We start from the raw sequence: 15,698 nt of genomic DNA, 5'->3' as shown, positions 1-15,698 counted from the left end.
GACTTTTGGCACGCTGTTGAGTTCTCAAGGAACGGACACTTCCTTCGAGCCACTCTCGTGAACTCTCCGGGCGCTTCGTTCTTTCGTGTTTCCAGTTTATCAGACGTTCTCCGCTCCGTTTACCGGAGTTTCGTTCATCCAATTCCCTGGGGCCTTTCGGCGCTCCCGAACTCTATCAGAGCTTCTCGGGCTGCTTTCCCCGCGAATCCGAACCTGAATCCGAATCCCTGCGGGTGAAGCGTGCTGCCACCGGGGCAACCCGGAGAACTGTACGGAGGCCGGGCGCCACAAGCAAATCGTCCCGTCCCGGGGCTCCGGGACGGGACGATCCGACGCACGGGGACGGTCAGACGCGGGCCATCTCCTCGGCGATCGCCGCCGCGAAAGCGTCGATGTCCGCCTCGGTCGTGTCAAAAGCGGCCATCCAGCGCACCTCGCCGGTGTGCTCGTCCCAGAAGTAGAAGCGGTACTGCTTCTGCAGCCGTTCACTGACCTCGCGCGGCAGCAGCGCGAACACGGCGTTGGCCTGGACGGGGCGGACCACGGTGACGCCGTCGATCCCGCGGACGGCCTCTTCGAGGCGGCGGGCCATGGCGTTGGCGTGGCTCGCGTTGCGCAGCCAGAGGTCGCCGGCGAGCAGGGCCTCGAACTGCACGGAGACGAAGCGCATCTTCGAGGCGAGCTGCATCGACATCTTGCGCAGGAACTTGATGTCGCGGACCCGGTCCGGGTTGAGGACCACCACGACCTCACCCATCAGCAGGCCGTTCTTGGTGCCGCCGAAGGACAGCACGTCCACACCGGCGTCGGTGGTGAAGGCGCGCAGCGGCAGGCCGAGCGAGGCCGCCGCGTTGGCCAGCCGCGAGCCGTCCACGTGCACGAGCATGCCGTGCTGGTGGGCGTGGTCGCAGATCGCCTTGATCTCGTCCGCCGTGTAGAGCGTGCCGAGCTCGGTGCTCTGCGTGATGGAGACGGCGAGCGGCTGGGCCCGGTGCTCGTCGCCCCAGCCCCAGGCCTGCTGGTCGATCAGCTCGGGGGTGAGCTTGCCGTCCGGGGTGGGGACGGTGAGCAGCTTGATCCCGGCGATCTTCTCGGGCGCTCCGCACTCGTCCACGTTGATGTGCGCGCTCTGCGCGGCGATCACAGCGCCCCAGCGCGGCAGCAGCGCCTGGAGGGCGACCACGTTGGCGCCGGTCCCGTTGAAGACGGGGTAGGCCTCGGCCCGGTCGCCGAAGTGCTTGCGGAAGACCTCCTGCAGGTGGGCGGTGTAGTCGTCCTCGCCGTAGGCGACCTGGTGGCCGTCGTTGGCGAGCGCTATCGCGGCCAGGACCTCCGGGTGCACGCCGGCGTAGTTGTCGCTGGCGAAGCCCCGCACGGCGGGGTCGTGGTGGCGCACCGCGTCGGTCGCCGGGGCGGAGGGGGTCATCGGGCTGTCAGCCACAGGTGCTGTCCGTTCAGTTCTGCTGCCGGGCGGTCCCAGAGGCCCGCCAGGGTGTCGGCGAGGTCGGCGGTGTCGGTGAAGCCGGCGAACTTGGCCTCCGGCTTCTCGGCCCGCATCTCGGGCGAGACCAGGGCCTTGATCACCAGGATGGCAGCCGCCGCGGTCGGCACGCCGTCCCCGGAGGTCGTCTCCTTCTTGAAGGAGTCGGCCATCGCCAGGGTCCAGGCCTCGCTCGCCGCCTTGGCGGCGGCGTAGGCGGCCCCGCCCGCGGTCGGCTTGTGGGCGGACGACGCCGAGACGATCGCGTACCGGCCGGACTCGCTGCGCAGCAGCGCGGGCTGGAAGGCCAGCGAGGTGTGCTGGAGGGTGCGCACCACGGTGTCGTGCAGGAAGTCCCAGTCGTCGATGCGGGTCTCGAAGAAGGTCTTGCTGCCGCGCCAGCCGCCGACCAGGTGGAAGACGCCGTCGACGTGGCCGTGCTCGGCCTCCAGGTGGTCGGCCCAGTCGTGGACCTCCTGCGGGTCGAGCAGGTCGATGACCTGGCCGCTGATCTTCGCGCCGGGTACGGCGGTGCGGACGGTGTCGAGCGCCGCTTCGAGACGCCGGGGGTCGATGTCGGCGCCGATCACGGTCGCACCGTCGGCGGCGAGCCGGCGCAGCACAGCCTGGCCGGCGGGGCCGCTGGCCCCGGCGACGGCGATCACCTTTCCACTGAGGGCGCTCATGCGGCGACCCCCTGGATGCCCGCGCCGGTGATGCCGGTGGTGGCGGCGATGACGCCGCTGAGCTTCTTGGAGAGCGCCTCGAAGAACATGCTCAGCGGGAACTCGTCGGGCAGCACGGCGTCGCACAGGGCCTTGTTGAGCGCCTTGCCGTCGGTGACGTCGAGCGGCAGCGCGTCGGGACCCTTCGCCCAGGTGGAGGCGGGGTGCGGGGTGAGGTAGCGGGAGACCAGCTGGTAGGCGGCGATCCAGTGGGCGGTCTTGGGGCGGTCGATCCCGTCGCGGTAGAGGGTCTCGATCTCGCCGCAGAGCGCGTTGGTCACGTCGGCGACGCGGTCCCAGTCGATGCTGAGGCGGTTGTCGCGCCAGCGCAGCGCGTCGTGCTTGTGCAGGTAGGCGAAGAGGAGCTGGCCGCCGAGGCCGTCGTAGTTGCGCACCCGGTCACCGCTGACGGGGAAGCGGAACATCCGGTCGAAGAGGATCGCGTACTGGACGTCGCGGCCCTGGGCGTAGCCCTCGGCCTCCAGTCGGACGGCCTCCTTGAAGGCGGTCAGGTCACAGCGGAGCTCTTCGAGGCCGTACATCCAGAACGGGCTGCGCTGCTTGATCATGAAGGGGTCGAACGGCAGGTCGCCGTGGCTGTGGGTGCGGTCGTGGACGAGGTCCCACAGGACGAAGGTCTGCTGGGCGCGGTCCTGGTCCTGCAGCAGGCTGGCCGCGTCGGCGGGGATCTCCAGGCCGAGCAGGTCGACGGCGCGCTCGGTGACGGCGCGGAAGCGGGCCGCCTCGCGGTCGCAGAAGATGCCGCCCCAGGTGAAACGTTCCGGCGCCTTGCGCACGGCCACGGTCTCGGGGAAGAGCACGGCGGAGTTGGTGTCGTAGCCGGCCGTGAAGTCCGTGAAGGTGATCGGTACGAACATCGGGTTGTCGAAGCGGGTGCGCTCCAGCTCGGCCAGCCAGTCGGGCCACACGACGCGCAGCAGGACGGCTTCCAGGTTGCGGTCCGGGTTGCCGTTCTGGGTGTACATCGGGAAGACGACCAGGTGCTCCAGTCCGTCCTCACGCTGGGCGGCGGGCTGGAAGGCCATCAGGGAGTCCAGGAAGTCGGGCTCGCGGTAGCCGGTCTCCGCCCACTTGCGCAGGTCCGCACCCACCGCGGTGAGGTACGCGGCGTCGTGCGGGAAGAACGGCGCGAGCTCCGCGACCGCGGCCAGCACGGTTTCGAGCAGCGGGTCGACGGTGTGCCGCTGGACGGCGGCCAGGTCGATGGAGCCGTCCTTGGACTGCAGCGGGCGCAGCGCCTCGACGGCCTCCTTCAGTCTCAGCCAGGCCGGGTGGCCGGCGTTGGTCTGCTCGGAGGCGTCGGCCGCCACAGCGAGCCTCGGCGAAAGATTCTGCATCTCTGACTCACTTCGACAGGAGTTATTTCGACGGATACACCATAGATACAGGAGGTTCTCCTGTTCAAGGGGGGTCGGAGGGTGAGGTCGGCCACCGGCGCCGTGGGGAGCCGCGACGGGGGCGGGCGGGACTGGGCCGTGTACGGACGTTCCGGGCCGCGGTGGCCGTCGGTCCGGCCACCGTCCGACGGGCCGACCGACCCGGCGTCCTCGGGCCGGGTGGGTGGCGGCGGCTCGTGGCGGTCGCCGGGGCCCGCTCGGGGTGGCGCGGTGACGCTGCCGTACGCCACGCGTGAGAGGGGCCGTACGCCGACCTTGCCGCCTGCGTTCCGGCGGCGCCACCGGGGAGCCCGGGCGACGGGAACGGCATCGGCCGTGCCCCGGGCCGGCGCCGCCGCGGGCCGCCCGGCGCCGGTGCCGGAGGCGGGGTTGCCGAAGGCCTGGCGCGGTCGGTGCCGCGCGGGCGCGCGAGGCGGATGGGCCGCGGCTGCCGCACGCCTGCGCCGGGAGGGCCGCAGGGCCCTTCCCGGTGCCAAACCTGTCCGCTGGGGCTGGGGTTCGGAGCAGAACGGCCCACGTCACCTCCGTGCGCCCTCCACGCGCCCTGCTGAGCGCGCCCCCCGACCACTGATCGTGGACGGTACGCCCGGACGCGCCGGTCGAGAGGGGCACCGATGCACGGACCAGCCCTCGTCAGCTGGCTGCTGGCAGCACTCACGGCCGCCGCGGGCACCTACTGCCTGAGCCGGCTGCGCGACCCGTCCTGCGAGCAGCCGGGTGCGGCCGACCGGCCCGGCCTGTTCGGCCACGAATCGAACGCCGCCGAGGCCCTGATGGGCCTGGGCATGGCGGCGATGGCGGTCACCGGCGGCCTGGTCCCGCCCGCGCTGTGGGCCTGGCTGTTCGGCCTGCCCGCCGCGGGCTTCCTCGTCGCCGCCCTCGCCCCGGGCCCGCCGGCCCGCCGGGCCCACCGGCTGCACCACGCGATCGGCGCGCTGGCGATGACGTACATGGCGCTCGCGATGGCCGGCGCCGCCGGCGCCCACGCCCATCACGCGGCCGGCGGCGCGGGCCTGCCCCCGCTCACCGGCGGCCTGCTGCTGTACTTCGGCGCCTACACCCTCTGGGCGGGCAGCCGGCTGCTGGCCACGCCGTCCGGGGTGCTGCGCAGCGGCACCGCCGGGCTTCCGCAGGCGTGCCGGCTGACGATGGGAATCGGCATGTTCGCGATGCTGCTGACGCTCTGACGCGGGCCCGGGCGGCCCGCCGCCGCGGGCTCCGCGGCGGCCCCGGGGGCGGCTGCCCGGGGGTGGCCGGTTCGAGCGGGCCGCCTCCCCCGCCGGGCCGGGTGTCCTTGGTCACCACTGGCCGGAAGTCGTTCCGCGGAGACTGCTGAGCGCATAGGTTGACGGGGAGCGCATTGTCGCGTTCCGTGCGTACTGGGGGAGCCCCTGCCATGACGGCCCTGCTCGGCCTCTTGTTGCTCGGACTGCTGCTGTCGACCGTCGCCCCGCGCCTGCTGGCCCGGGCACGGTGGGTCGAACGGGAGCCCGTGCTGGGGTTGTTGGTGTGGCAGTGCCTGGTGGTCGCCGTCCTGCTCTGCTGTCTGCTCGCCCTGCTGCTGGCCACCTCCGCCGCACTGCCGGGGCTGCGGGTCCTGCTGTTCTCCGCCGCGCCGCACGGCGTGGAGGCCGCGTACGGCCTGCAGGGCGCCGAGGGGTGGGGCCGGCTCTGCGCGGCGCTGCTTGCCGCGGGCGGGCTCCAGACGCTCTTCGCACTCACCCGTGAAGTGCGCTCCGCGCGGGCGCTGCGCGATCACCGGCACGCGGAACTGGCCCACCGGGCGCCGGAGTTGCCGGCCTCGATGGGCGGTGTGCGAGGCCGCCGGCGGCGCCGCGAGCGGCTGGTGGTGCTGGAGAACCTGAAGCCCGAGGCCTGGTCGCTGCCCGGCCACGGTGCCCGGCTGGTGGTCACCACCGGCGCCATCCAGCAGCTCACCGACCGGGAGCTCGCCGCCGTACTGAGCCATGAGCGCGGGCACGTCCGGGCGCGGCACCACTGGCTCTCGCAGTGCGCGCAGGCGCTGGCCACCGGGTTCCCCGGTGTCGGGGTGTTCAGCGCGTTCCGCGACCAGGTCGGCGAGCTGGTGGAACTGGCCGCCGACGACCGGGCCGCGCGGCGGCACGGGCGGACGACCACGGCCCTGGCGCTGGCCGAACTCAACCTGGGGCGCGGGGTGTTCGGCTCCTGCCCGCCCGGTCTCGCGCAGTCCCCGAAGCGGGTGGACCGGCTGCTGTCCGACCATCCGCGGCTGCCCGTCTCGCACCGCCTGCGGCTGACGGTCGCGGCGCTGGCCGCGCCGGTGGCGGCCGTGCTGCTGGCCGCCGCGCCGGGGATCGCCGCGCTGCTCTGAGCCCGTGGCGCCCCCGCGCAAGGGGCGGGCCGCGGGCGCGGGGGAAGGAAGGACGGTGGCGACCGGCGCGCCGGTCGCGCGTGGCGGCGGCTACGCCGGAGCGGCGGCCGATCCGCCCGCGCTCGCGGAGGCCGGCGCGGGGCCCGGGCCCAGGACGCGGGCCAGCACCTCGCGGTGCAGCGGGCGGGCCTGGTCGTAGCGGAGGCGGCCGGCGTCGGTCAGCGTCACGTAGATGCCCCGGCGGTCGAGCTCGCACATCGCCCGGGTGACCAGCCCGGCCTTCTCCAGGCGGCCGATCAGGCGGGACAGCGCGCTCTGGCTGAGGTGGACGGTGCAGGCGAGCTCCTGGACGCGGAGCATCCCCTGCTGGGCGCGCTCGCCCTCGGCGAGTCGCTCCAGCACCTCGAACTCGCTCATCCCGAGGGCGTGCCGCTCCCCCAGCTCGCGGTCGAGGGCGCAGGCGGTCGCGGCGTGGCGGGCCAACAGGTCGCGCCAGCCGGCCACCAGTTCGGCCTCGTCGGCCGGGTCGAGTTGGGACACCTGGCCAGGCTAGCACATGCCCGGGAACTTAATGCGTTCACACTATATTTACTTGCATTGATTGCACGTGCATGTAGTGTCCTCCCCATGACCGCTCCAAGCCGCTCCGGCTCAACCGCCGACCTCAGCAAGCCGTCTGACCTCCCGTCGGACCCGGGTCAACACTGGACACCCCGCCTCTGGGGCACCCTCGTCGTCCTCTGCGCCGCGATGTTCCTCGACGCCCTCGACGTCTCGATGGTCGGCGTGGCCCTGCCCTCCATCGGCACCGACCTGCACCTGTCCACCTCCGCCCTGCAATGGGTCGTCAGCGGCTACGTCCTCGGCTACGGCGGGCTGCTGCTGCTCGGCGGGCGGGCGGCCGACCTGCTCGGGCGGCGCCGGGTCTTCCTGGTCGCCCTGGGCGTCTTCGCGGCCGCCTCGCTGCTCGGCGGCCTGGTCGACGACGGCGGGCTGCTCATCGCCGCCCGCTTCCTCAAGGGCGTCAGCGCCGCGTTCACCGCCCCCGCCGGGCTCTCGATCATCACCACCACGTTCCCGGAGGGCCCGGCCCGCAACCGGGCGCTGTCCATCTACACCACCTGCGGCGCCAGCGGCTTCTCGCTCGGCCTGGTGCTCAGCGGCCTGCTCACCTCGGCCGGCTGGCGCTGGACCTTCCTGATGCCCGTCCCGGTGGCCCTGCTCGCCCTCGCCTTCGCCGTCCGGCTGCTCCCCCGCCAGGCCCGCGACGAGCGCGGCGGCGGCTACGACGTGGCCGGCGCGATCACCGGCACGCTCTCCGTCCTGCTGCTCGTCTTCACCGTCACCGAGGCCCAGGGCGCCGGCTGGCTGAGCCTGCGCACCCTCGGCTCGCTGGCCGCCGTCGTGGTGCTGACCGCGGCCTTCCTGCTGATCGAGCTGCGCACCGCGCACCCGCTGGTGCGGCTCGGCATCTTCCGCAACGGCGGGGTGGCCCGGGCCAACCTGGTCGCCCTCACCCTGATGGGCTCGTACGCCGGGTTCCAGTTCATCGTCACGCTCTACCTCCAGCGGCTGCTGGGCTGGTCGGCCCTGCAGATGGCCCTCGGCCTGCTGCCGGCCGGCGCGCTGGTCGCCCTCTCGGCGACCAGGATGGGCGCGATCGTCGACCGCTTCGGCACCGGCAGGCTGCTGCCCGTCGGGATGCTCTCGCTCGCCCTCGGCTACGCCGGCTTCCTGCGGCTGGACGAGCACAGCGGGTACGTCACGCTGGTGCTGCCGAGCATGATCCTGCTGGGCATCGGCTTCGCGCTGGCCTTCCCCTCGGTGAACATCGCGGCCACCGACGGCGTGACCGACGACGAGCAGGGCCTCGCCTCCGGACTGGTCAACAGTGCCATCCAGGTCGGCAGCGCGATCGTGCTGGCCGTGGCGACCGCGGTGATCACCGCGGGCAGTGGTGGCGGCGAGAGCGCCCGGGCCCAGCTGGACGGCTACCGGCCCGCCCTGTGGCTGGTCACCGGCGTCGCCGTGCTGGGCCTCGCGGTGGCGACGGCGGGCGCCGTGATCGAGCGGCGGAGGAGGTCAATTCCGCTGCCGGTGCCCGACTATGATTACCCCTCGGCGCAGCAGGCCACCCAGGCCGGCTCCGAGGTACTGGCCGAGCGCTGATCCGCGCATCGCTCTTGCGACGACGACCCGGAACGGGTCTGAAGGACGGCGCCGGCTCCACCAAACCCCCGTGTTGGTGGAGCCGGCGCCTCCGTACGGAGCCGGCCCGCCGTACCTCTGGAGCCCAGAGTGCGGCGGCCTCGGCGCGTTGCCCGGCCAGTATATTGGCCGGGAGCCAACGAACGTACGGAGCAGACACGATGGCACCTCGCGGGGATTCGGTCAACGAGGAAATGCGCCAGCGCTCCCGTCGCCGCATCATGCGGGCCACCGTCGAGCTCGTCGACCAGCGCGGATACGCCGGCACCACGCTCACCGACATAGCCGAGCGGGCCGGGCTCGCCCGGGGTCTGCTGTCGTACTACTTCGACGGCAAGCGGCTGCTGATGCAGTCGGCCACGCACCGGCTGATGCACCTCGAACTCTCCTCCGCCCTGGCCGAACTGGATCCCGCCGCGGGCCCGGAGGAGCGGCTGGCGCGCGCGATAGACGCGGTACTGGGGCTGGCGATGGAACACCCCCGGGTGATGCGCTCGCACCTGGCCCTGATCCTCGACCCGGACGTCGGGGCCTTCGTCAAGGACCCGGAGCAGCAGCGGTTCGGGGCGATCCTGCAGGAGCTGCTGCGCGACTGGGGCGCCCCGGATCCGCCCGCCGAGCACGCGGTGCTGCGCAGCGCCCTGATGGGCGGCTGCATCGGGGTGCTGCTGCCGGGCGCGGAGCTGCCGCTGGCACCGATCCGGGCCGACCTCTTCGGCCGGTACGGCCTGCCCTGGGCGATGGGCTGTCCACCGCAGCCGCAGCCGCCGGAGCGCACGAGGCCGCCGGCCCGGGCCTGAGGGACTCCAGGAGGGCCGGTGCGGGCCGTCGGGCGCCCTGACGCGGGCGCGGCGGGCCCACCCGGCGCGGGGAGCCCGCCCGGGCTGTCAGGAACCCGCCAGGGGGCCGTGGGGCGAACGGCCCGGCGGCCGGTCCGTCAGCGCTCGGCCAGGATCGAGGTGAGCAGGTCGATGGTGCGCTCCGGCGTGAGGCTGTCCACGCAGAGCCGTTCCATGACCTGGATGTAGGCGTCGACGTCGTCGCGCTTGTCGAGGTAGAGCGCGCTGGTCAGCTGCTCCAGGTAGACGACGTCGGCCAGGTCCTGCTCGGGGAAGCGCAGGATCGAGAACGCGCCGCTCTCGCCGGCGTGCGCCCCGAAGCGGAAGGGCATCACCTGGATGACCACGTTCGGCTGCTCGGCGATGTCGATCAGGTACTGGAGCTGACCGCGCATCACCTTGGGGCCGCCGACCGGGCGGCGCAGCGCGGCCTCGTCGATGACCGCCCACAGGCGCGGGCTGTTGCCGTCGGTGAGCAGCTTCTGACGGCGCAGTCGGAGGCTGACCCGGCGCTCCAGCTCGTCCTCGCTGATCACCGGGCGGCTCTGGCCGAAGACGGCGCGGGCGTACTCCTCGGACTGCAGCAGCCCGGGGATGAACTGCACCTCGTAGGTGCGGATCAGGGTGGCCGCCTCCTCCAGACCGACGTAGGTCTGGAACCAGCCGGGCAGCACGTCGTTGTAGCTGTGCCACCAGCCGGACTTGTTGGCCTCGCGGACCAGGCCGAGCAGGGCTTCGCGCTCGGCGCCGTCGTTGACCCCGTACAGGCTGAGGAGGTCGGCGACGTCACGCTCCTTGAAGCTGACCCGGCCGAGCTCCATTCGACTGATCTTGGATTCGGACGCGCGGATGGCGTACCCGGCGTCCTCTCGGGTGATGCCTCGGCCTTCGCGGAGCCGGCGGAGCTGGGAGCCGAGGAGGATCCGGCGAACCATCGAGCCGCCGCCCGGCTGAACTGTGGTCATGCGGTCCAAACCTCCACCTTGGGCAAACAGCGCACAGTCTGCCATCAGTTGAGCGCTCTCGGTGCCGGTACTGACGGATGTATCTATCAGTTCCGCACCTCCAGCACCAGGATGCACGTGCATCCGGCGCATGCATATGCCAATAGTGCGACTGCACGTGAATCGACTCTTGCATCTGCAGTGAGCGCAGAGGACCATGGTGCACGTGCACCTGCACATCCCTGGCATTCCCGCGGGCACCGCGTCGACCCCACGCGCTACTCCGCACACCAGCCCGGCAGCGCTGCGGCGCGACCGGGCACTTGTGTGCGCGCAAGGGCCGTACGAGGTGGCAACCCAACGGCCGAGCGAGTCGGAGGTGACCGGCATGACCCCGGCGGGTCCAGCCGTGTCGGCCCCCTTATGGGAGGAGCTCTTCATGGGCACCGGTACGGCCTTGGCGGTCGACCCCCACGTGGTCACCTGTACGCTCGCTCCCCGCTACGAAGCCGTCAGAACCGCGCGCGACTTCGCAAGAACGACGCTCCACCGCTGGGGACTCGGTGACCTCTTCGACGATGTCGCACTGGTCGCCTCCGAGCTCGTGACCAATGCACTGCGGCACGCCGTCGGCGCCCGGCCCGATCCGGGCCACCTGGCAGCCGACCTCACCGCGATCCCCACCCAGGCCGGTCCGCAGCAGTCCATGGACGGACGACTGCCGATCCGGATAAGCCTGGTCCACCGCGCCCCGCAGGTCGTGTGCGCGGTCAGCGACCCCAGTAGTACCGGGCCGGTCGCCCGGGAGGCGGACTTCGTCGCCGAATCCGGCCGGGGCCTGCACCTGGTGGACTCCTTCAGCCGCTCCTGGGGCTGGCACCCCCTGGCCGGCGCCGGCAAGGTGGTCTGGGCGCTCTTCGAGGCCGAGGATCCCGCGGCCGCCCAGGAGGTCGTCGGACGACACCGGCGCTCGGCCTGACGGTGCGACGGGACGGCGGCGACGGCTCCGGTCGGCCCGGGCGGTACGGGGCGAGCGGTAATAGGAGGGGCCGACGGCTCGAAGGCCGGCCGCGGCAGCACGCCGGAGATCACCACCTCCGGCCCGCCGGACACCGGCCGGCGGGGAGCGGCGCGAGCCGCCCCGGACCGGGCACCCGCCGGACGGCGGACACCGACCGGTCCCGCGGGACGCGGGGGGCGGACCCCGCGGCGTCCCGGTACGACAATGGCCGTCGTGGTGTCAGCACCCACGACGGCCCCCTGGACCACGGCGACGGTGAACCGGCGCCAGAACGCCGGGTCCCACGGCCCCGAACATCACGGCGCCGGGCGTCACAGCGCCAGGTGGTCGAACTCCCCGTCCTTGGCGCCGAGCAGCAACGCCGCTATCTCGGCCCGCGTGTAGATCAGTGCCGGGCCTTCCGGGAAACGGGAGTTGCGCATGGCGACATCACCGCCGGGCAGTGCGGCGAACTCGACGCAGTTGCCCTGGGAATTGCTGTGACGGCTCTTCTGCCAGACCGCTCCCTCCAGGTCCGCAGCCGCCATGCCGTTGTACGTGTGGTGCATAGAAATCTCCCGAAGAGACCGGAGTAGTCGTCCAGTTCGGCGCGCGGCGTGCTCGGCCGCGATCCACTGGCCCGGCCCCCCTGCCGGCCCGGCACACGCCTCACTTGACGTGATGATAGCTCCAGTGCACGTGCATCAGCACGGGACATTGCAGGTGCACGAGATGCCACCGAGTGTGATGCAACCGTGTGCACACGAGATGGGTCGACGGTACGCAAGGGGACAAACCACCCGAGTCGCCAGCCGATCGCTCACCGCCCGTAGGCGACCCCCCGCGCAATGTTGATCTTCGACTGCCGGGAGTCGCACATTCGTGACCCACAGTCAGTCGGTCGACCTGATGTGATACATGTCACTCGATCACCGGGAGCCCCACGGGTCACCCCCTCGGGATCCGACCCGGAGGGCCACCTTCCCGACGGGTATGTCGCCCTATGCCCGAAATGACGGCATGCTCACTCGTCGATATCGGCAGCCGACTGCGACTCTTCCCTGTAGATGTCCTACGATCTCCGCCATGAGCACCGCAGCCATCCCGGGCGCGCCACTGCCCGTCCGCACTCCAGGCTCCCGTGCGCGGGGGCGCCATCGTCGACCCGAGCGCCCCGAGATCCCGGCCGGTTCCCCGGCCCTCGTGCTCGCCGTGCCCGCCACCGCGGGCCCCGAGTCCCGGCCCGTCGTCGACGAACTCCTCTCGATCGTCCGCAGCGAGCAGTCCGGCGTCGAGGCCGCCGCCGCCTACCTCGCCGGCGGCTCGGACGAGGACTCCGGCCCCACCGTCGCCGAGCTGATCGCACAGGCCCTCACCGCCGGCCGGCCCGCGCCCGTGGTCGTCCCGCTGCTGACCGGCCCGCACGGCTTCCTCACCGACCTGCACGAGCTGGCCGCCGGAAGCGGCGCCGCCGTCACCGACGTGCTCGGCCCGCACCCGCTGCTGGCCGAGGCCGTCCACGTCCGCCTCTCCGAGGCCGGCCTGGCCCGCGCCGACCGCGCCCGGCTGTTCGCCATCGCCACCGCGGCCGACGGCGTGGTGCTCACCACCGTCGGCGGCGAGGAGGCCGCCGCGGCCGCCGGCATCACCGGCGTGCTGCTCGCCGCCCGGCTCGCCGTGCCCGTGGTCTCCGCCGCCCTCGACGTGCCCGGCTCGGTGGCCGCGGCCGTCGAGCACCTGCGCTCCACCGGCTCCCAGCGCCCCGCGCTGGCGCCGCTGGTGATCGGCCCGGAGGCCGACCCGGAGCTGCTCGCCACCGCCGCCGAGGAGACCGGCTGCCCCAGCGCGGCCCCGCTCGGCGCCTACCCGACGGTCGGCCAGCTGGTCGCCTCCACCTACCTCTCCGCCCTCGAGGTGGCGCTGGCCGAGCTGGAGCAGGCGCGCGAGCACGAGCCGGAGCACGAGCAGGCCTCGGAGTAACGGCCGCTCGCACACCGACCACGCCTCAGGGGCCCCGGACTCGTCCGGGGCCCCTGAGGCGTACCGGGTGCGGCGTACCCGGGCCGGCCACCGCCCCGCCGGCCGTCGAGCGACCCTCACGGCCCCGGCCGCGCCCGGAGGCCGGGTCGGCCGTAGCCCCGCACCGCTCCCCCGATGTCGCCGACCCCGCCGACGCCGCCCCGGAGAGGCCGAGCACGGTGCGGACGGAGCCCGCGACCGGCGGCGCCGCGGGGCGGGAGTTGACGGCGCCACACCTGCGGCACCGCCTCCCGGCACCGGGATACCCACACCCGGTCGCCTGCGACCGTGCACAGCTGACGTCGGCTCCGCTGATCGACCGGCGGACGGAGGGGACCACGGCCAGTCAGGAGGCCGCCCGGCGGCCGGTCACCCGATGCCCGCGACGGATGAGGGGCTGCTGCGCCACCGGGCCGGCCCACGGTCCGCGGCGGTGGACGGTGGACGGTGCACGGCGGTGGACGGTGCGCGGCGGTCGCCGCCGCGCACCCGGCACGAACCCGGCACGCCGGACCGGCCCGGACGGACCGGCGGGGGCCGAGCCGGGTCGGACGGCCGGACGGCGGCAGTGGTCGACACGGCAGTGGTCGACACGGCGGCGGCCGTCGAGGGCAGCGACCGTCCGCACTCCCTCGCGGTCGTGATCGCGGCTCAGCTCCGGCGACTTGGCAGCCTTCGAGATGGTTTGCCCGTTTTGATAGAGCTTGTCCGACACGAAGAATCTGCATCCGCCGTCACCGTCGCACCCCTCGGAGGGTCGATCGAGCGGCGCTCTGCGGTAGCGCGTGCCGAACTGTCAGCAAATGCCCGATTAAGCCGGACTGTCGCGTTGTACCAGATTGCACCGAGGGGACTTCGGGCCCGGCGACCGGCATCCCGCCCTCCGGTTGCGGACTCCCGGCGGCCGTGGTTCCGTGCCCGCCGACGAGTCGGCGGAGCCCCTCGACCGGCTCCCTGAAGGACAGGCAGAACGCTCCACGGGCAAGGGACTTGCCCGATTCCGACTTGTTTTGATCAAGACGACCCATGGGGCACAAGGGATCCGAGGGTCCAGTGACGAGCGTCACACATGTTTGCGGTTTGAGTTTAAGTCTGCTTAACGTGCTCCCCGTTCGTGGTCACACGGACCCAGTTCATCCGCAACGCCGAGGCCTGCCGTCGGATGCGCTGGCAGCGCGATTACGCACCACGGCAGGCGCGGGGGACCCAGGTAAGTCGCCCCGGACCGGTCCCGCACCGGTTCAGGGGCTAGGGGTGAAGCCGTGCTCCGCACGGCCGGGCAACTCCAGCCCGAATCCGACAGCTCACCTCGCAGGCGTGGGAGAGGAACATCTTCATGCTGCCCACCAACGGCACCCGTCTGTCCAGCCGCACCGCCCGCCGCGTGATCGCCGCCGTTGGCGTGGCAGGCGTCGGTCTCACCATCCCCTGCCTCACCGCCGGTGTCGCCAGCGCCGCCTCCGTGGCCACCTGGGACAAGGTCGCCCAGTGCGAGAGCGGCGGCAACTGGAGCATCAACACCGGCAACGGCTTCTACGGCGGCCTCCAGTTCACCAACAGCACCTGGGCCGAGTTCGGCGGCACGGCGTTCGCCTCGCGCGCCGACCTCGCCACCAAGGACCAGCAGATCGCCACCGCCGAGAAGGTCCTCGCGGTGCAGGGCCCCGGCGCCTGGCCGGTCTGCTCGATCCAGGCCGGCCTGACCAAGGGCGGCACCCCGGCCGCCGTGGACACCGGCGCCCCGGCCGCGGCCAAGCCCGCCGCCCCGGCGACCACCGCCCCCGCCGCCCAGACCCCCGCCCCGGCCGCGCAGGCGCCCGCCAAGAGCGACAGCTCCAAGGGCTCCTCCGACTCCTGGTCCGGCAACAAGTCCTGGTCGGGCCAGTGGTCCAAGGACGACCGCCGCACCTACACCGTGATCGCCGGCGACTGGCTGTCCGCCATCGCCGACAAGAACCACGTCCAGGGTGGCTGGGAGCGGCTGTACGAGCTCAACAAGTCCGTCCTGACCGAGGGCCCCGACTCCATCTACCCGGGCCAGCACCTCGCCCTGGGCGGCGAGAGCGCCACCAAGGCCTCCGACAGCTCGGACTCGGCCAAGAAGTTCGACTGGTTCAACAAGTCCGACTCGGCCTCCACCACGAAGACCACCTCGGCCAAGCCGGCCGCCGCCGAGACCACCGCCCCGGCGGCCCCGGCCGCGTCCGCCCAGGCCCCCGCCGCCTCCGGCAGCATGGCCGCCGCGGTCTCCTTCGCGCAGTCGAAGGTGGGCCAGGCGTACATCTACGGCGGCACCGGCAACGGTGGCTGGGACTGCTCGGGCCTGACCCAGGCGGCCTTCCGCGCGGCCGGGATCTCCATCCCGCGCGTGGCCGCCGACCAGGCCGCCGCCAGCACCCACGTCTCGCTGGACAACCTGCAGCCGGGCGACCTGCTGTTCTGGTCCAACAACGGCAGCGACTCGGGCGTCTACCACGTCGCGATCTACACCGGCAACGGCAGCTACGTCGAGGCCGCCAACCCGAGCGCCGGTGTCCGCACCGAGACCATCGCCAACTGGGCGCCGGACTTCGCCGGCCGGATCTGATCCGTCGCCCCACCCCCATGCCGTGCCCATCCGTGGGATCCCGCCCGTCCAGGCCCCGTTCGAGCCGAGATGGACGGGTGTGATCCCACGGTGGTGAGCGGCGCCTGACGCCGCCGCACGAACGC

The 15,698-nt window shown here is 72.7% G+C and carries 13 protein-coding genes and 1 riboswitch; of the genes, 7 read left to right on the top strand and 6 right to left on the bottom strand.

What is annotated here, in order from left to right; genetic code table 11:
• Positions 1-346: 346 nt before the first annotated feature.
• Genes ACFTWP_RS20610 through ACFTWP_RS20600 form a run of 3 tightly spaced genes read right to left on the bottom strand, consistent with a single transcriptional unit; the run spans position 347 to position 3,563 of the window.
• Positions 347-1,426, bottom strand: a complete 1,080-nt coding sequence (locus tag ACFTWP_RS20610) for a threonine aldolase family protein (RefSeq protein WP_380266055.1) — start codon at positions 1,424-1,426, stop codon at positions 347-349.
• On the bottom strand, positions 1,423-2,166 hold the full coding sequence (locus ACFTWP_RS20605) for an SDR family NAD(P)-dependent oxidoreductase (protein WP_380266045.1): 744 nt from the start codon (positions 2,164-2,166) through the stop codon (positions 1,423-1,425). Before ACFTWP_RS20605 ends, ACFTWP_RS20610 begins: the two co-directional genes overlap by 4 nt.
• Positions 2,163-3,563, bottom strand: coding sequence for a DUF6421 family protein (locus ACFTWP_RS20600; RefSeq protein ID WP_380266044.1), 1,401 nt, complete (start codon positions 3,561-3,563; stop codon positions 2,163-2,165). The genes ACFTWP_RS20605 and ACFTWP_RS20600 overlap by 4 nt, the downstream gene beginning before the upstream one ends.
• A 674-nt stretch (positions 3,564-4,237) precedes the next feature.
• On the opposite strand from ACFTWP_RS20600, the gene ACFTWP_RS20595 reads away from it, so the two are divergent.
• Together ACFTWP_RS20595 and ACFTWP_RS20590 are read left to right on the top strand one after the other, a co-directional pair.
• Positions 4,238-4,810, top strand: a complete 573-nt coding sequence (locus ACFTWP_RS20595) for a DUF5134 domain-containing protein (protein WP_380266043.1) — start codon at positions 4,238-4,240, stop codon at positions 4,808-4,810.
• 209 nt (positions 4,811-5,019) lie between these two features.
• Complete coding sequence (locus ACFTWP_RS20590) at positions 5,020-5,976, top strand: M56 family metallopeptidase (RefSeq protein WP_380266042.1); 957 nt, start codon at positions 5,020-5,022, stop codon at positions 5,974-5,976.
• 90 nt (positions 5,977-6,066) lie between these two features.
• Here the strand turns inward: ACFTWP_RS20590 and ACFTWP_RS20585 are convergent, their stop codons facing one another.
• Complete coding sequence (locus tag ACFTWP_RS20585; protein ID WP_380266040.1) at positions 6,067-6,516, bottom strand: MarR family winged helix-turn-helix transcriptional regulator; 450 nt, start codon at positions 6,514-6,516, stop codon at positions 6,067-6,069.
• 87 nt (positions 6,517-6,603) lie between these two features.
• On the opposite strand from ACFTWP_RS20585, the gene ACFTWP_RS20580 reads away from it, so the two are divergent.
• Entirely contained in the window at positions 6,604-8,145 is a 1,542-nt protein-coding gene (locus ACFTWP_RS20580; RefSeq protein WP_380266039.1) for an MFS transporter, read from the top strand.
• A 200-nt stretch (positions 8,146-8,345) separates the two neighbouring features.
• Positions 8,346-8,984 carry a TetR/AcrR family transcriptional regulator gene (locus ACFTWP_RS20575; RefSeq protein ID WP_380266038.1) on the top strand — a complete coding sequence of 213 codons (639 nt, stop codon included), beginning with the start codon at positions 8,346-8,348 and terminating at the stop codon, positions 8,982-8,984.
• Positions 8,985-9,121: 137 nt separating this feature from the next.
• Here ACFTWP_RS20575 and ACFTWP_RS20570 read toward each other — a convergent pair whose 3' ends face one another.
• Positions 9,122-9,988 carry a helix-turn-helix domain-containing protein gene (locus ACFTWP_RS20570; protein ID WP_380266037.1) on the bottom strand — a complete coding sequence of 289 codons (867 nt, stop codon included), beginning with the start codon at positions 9,986-9,988 and terminating at the stop codon, positions 9,122-9,124.
• A 418-nt stretch (positions 9,989-10,406) separates the two neighbouring features.
• Here ACFTWP_RS20570 and ACFTWP_RS20565 point away from each other — a divergent pair, with 418 nt between their 5' ends.
• Entirely contained in the window at positions 10,407-10,946 is a 540-nt protein-coding gene (locus ACFTWP_RS20565) for an ATP-binding protein (RefSeq protein WP_380266036.1), read from the top strand.
• A gap of 353 nt (positions 10,947-11,299) precedes the next feature.
• Here ACFTWP_RS20565 and ACFTWP_RS20560 read toward each other — a convergent pair whose 3' ends face one another.
• Entirely contained in the window at positions 11,300-11,536 is a 237-nt protein-coding gene (locus ACFTWP_RS20560; RefSeq protein ID WP_380266035.1) for a DUF397 domain-containing protein, read from the bottom strand.
• A 517-nt stretch (positions 11,537-12,053) separates the two neighbouring features.
• On the opposite strand from ACFTWP_RS20560, the gene ACFTWP_RS20555 reads away from it, so the two are divergent.
• Together ACFTWP_RS20555 and ACFTWP_RS20550 are read left to right on the top strand one after the other, a co-directional pair.
• Positions 12,054-12,947, top strand: a complete 894-nt coding sequence (locus ACFTWP_RS20555; RefSeq protein WP_380266034.1) for a sirohydrochlorin chelatase — start codon at positions 12,054-12,056, stop codon at positions 12,945-12,947.
• 1,172 nt (positions 12,948-14,119) lie between these two features.
• Positions 14,120-14,317, top strand: a riboswitch (cyclic di-AMP (ydaO/yuaA leader).
• Positions 14,318-14,322: 5 nt separating this feature from the next.
• A complete protein-coding gene (locus ACFTWP_RS20550) occupies positions 14,323-15,573 on the top strand; it encodes a transglycosylase family protein (protein ID WP_380266033.1) in 1,251 nt (416 codons plus the stop codon).
• Positions 15,574-15,698 lie beyond the last annotated feature (125 nt).

The organism is Kitasatospora sp. NPDC057015 (assembly GCF_042673745.1).
GTDB lineage: Bacteria > Actinomycetota > Actinomycetes > Streptomycetales > Streptomycetaceae > Kitasatospora.
Note: the sequence above shows the minus strand (reverse complement) of the source record. Positions and strands in the feature narration are given on the sequence as shown.

Coding starts and splice junctions, on each gene's coding strand:
- ACFTWP_RS20575 (WP_380266038.1), top strand. CDS start 8,346: ATGGCACCTCGCGGGGATTCGGTCAACGAGGAAATGCGCCAGCGCTCC.
- ACFTWP_RS20580 (WP_380266039.1), top strand. CDS start 6,604: ATGACCGCTCCAAGCCGCTCCGGCTCAACCGCCGACCTCAGCAAGCCG.
- ACFTWP_RS20565 (WP_380266036.1), top strand. CDS start 10,407: ATGGGCACCGGTACGGCCTTGGCGGTCGACCCCCACGTGGTCACCTGT.
- ACFTWP_RS20590 (WP_380266042.1), top strand. CDS start 5,020: ATGACGGCCCTGCTCGGCCTCTTGTTGCTCGGACTGCTGCTGTCGACC.
- ACFTWP_RS20610 (WP_380266055.1), bottom strand. CDS start 1,426: ATGACCCCCTCCGCCCCGGCGACCGACGCGGTGCGCCACCACGACCCC.
- ACFTWP_RS20605 (WP_380266045.1), bottom strand. CDS start 2,166: ATGAGCGCCCTCAGTGGAAAGGTGATCGCCGTCGCCGGGGCCAGCGGC.
- ACFTWP_RS20550 (WP_380266033.1), top strand. CDS start 14,323: ATGCTGCCCACCAACGGCACCCGTCTGTCCAGCCGCACCGCCCGCCGC.
- ACFTWP_RS20570 (WP_380266037.1), bottom strand. CDS start 9,988: ATGACCACAGTTCAGCCGGGCGGCGGCTCGATGGTTCGCCGGATCCTC.
- ACFTWP_RS20560 (WP_380266035.1), bottom strand. CDS start 11,536: ATGCACCACACGTACAACGGCATGGCGGCTGCGGACCTGGAGGGAGCG.
- ACFTWP_RS20595 (WP_380266043.1), top strand. CDS start 4,238: ATGCACGGACCAGCCCTCGTCAGCTGGCTGCTGGCAGCACTCACGGCC.
- ACFTWP_RS20600 (WP_380266044.1), bottom strand. CDS start 3,563: ATGCAGAATCTTTCGCCGAGGCTCGCTGTGGCGGCCGACGCCTCCGAG.
- ACFTWP_RS20555 (WP_380266034.1), top strand. CDS start 12,054: ATGAGCACCGCAGCCATCCCGGGCGCGCCACTGCCCGTCCGCACTCCA.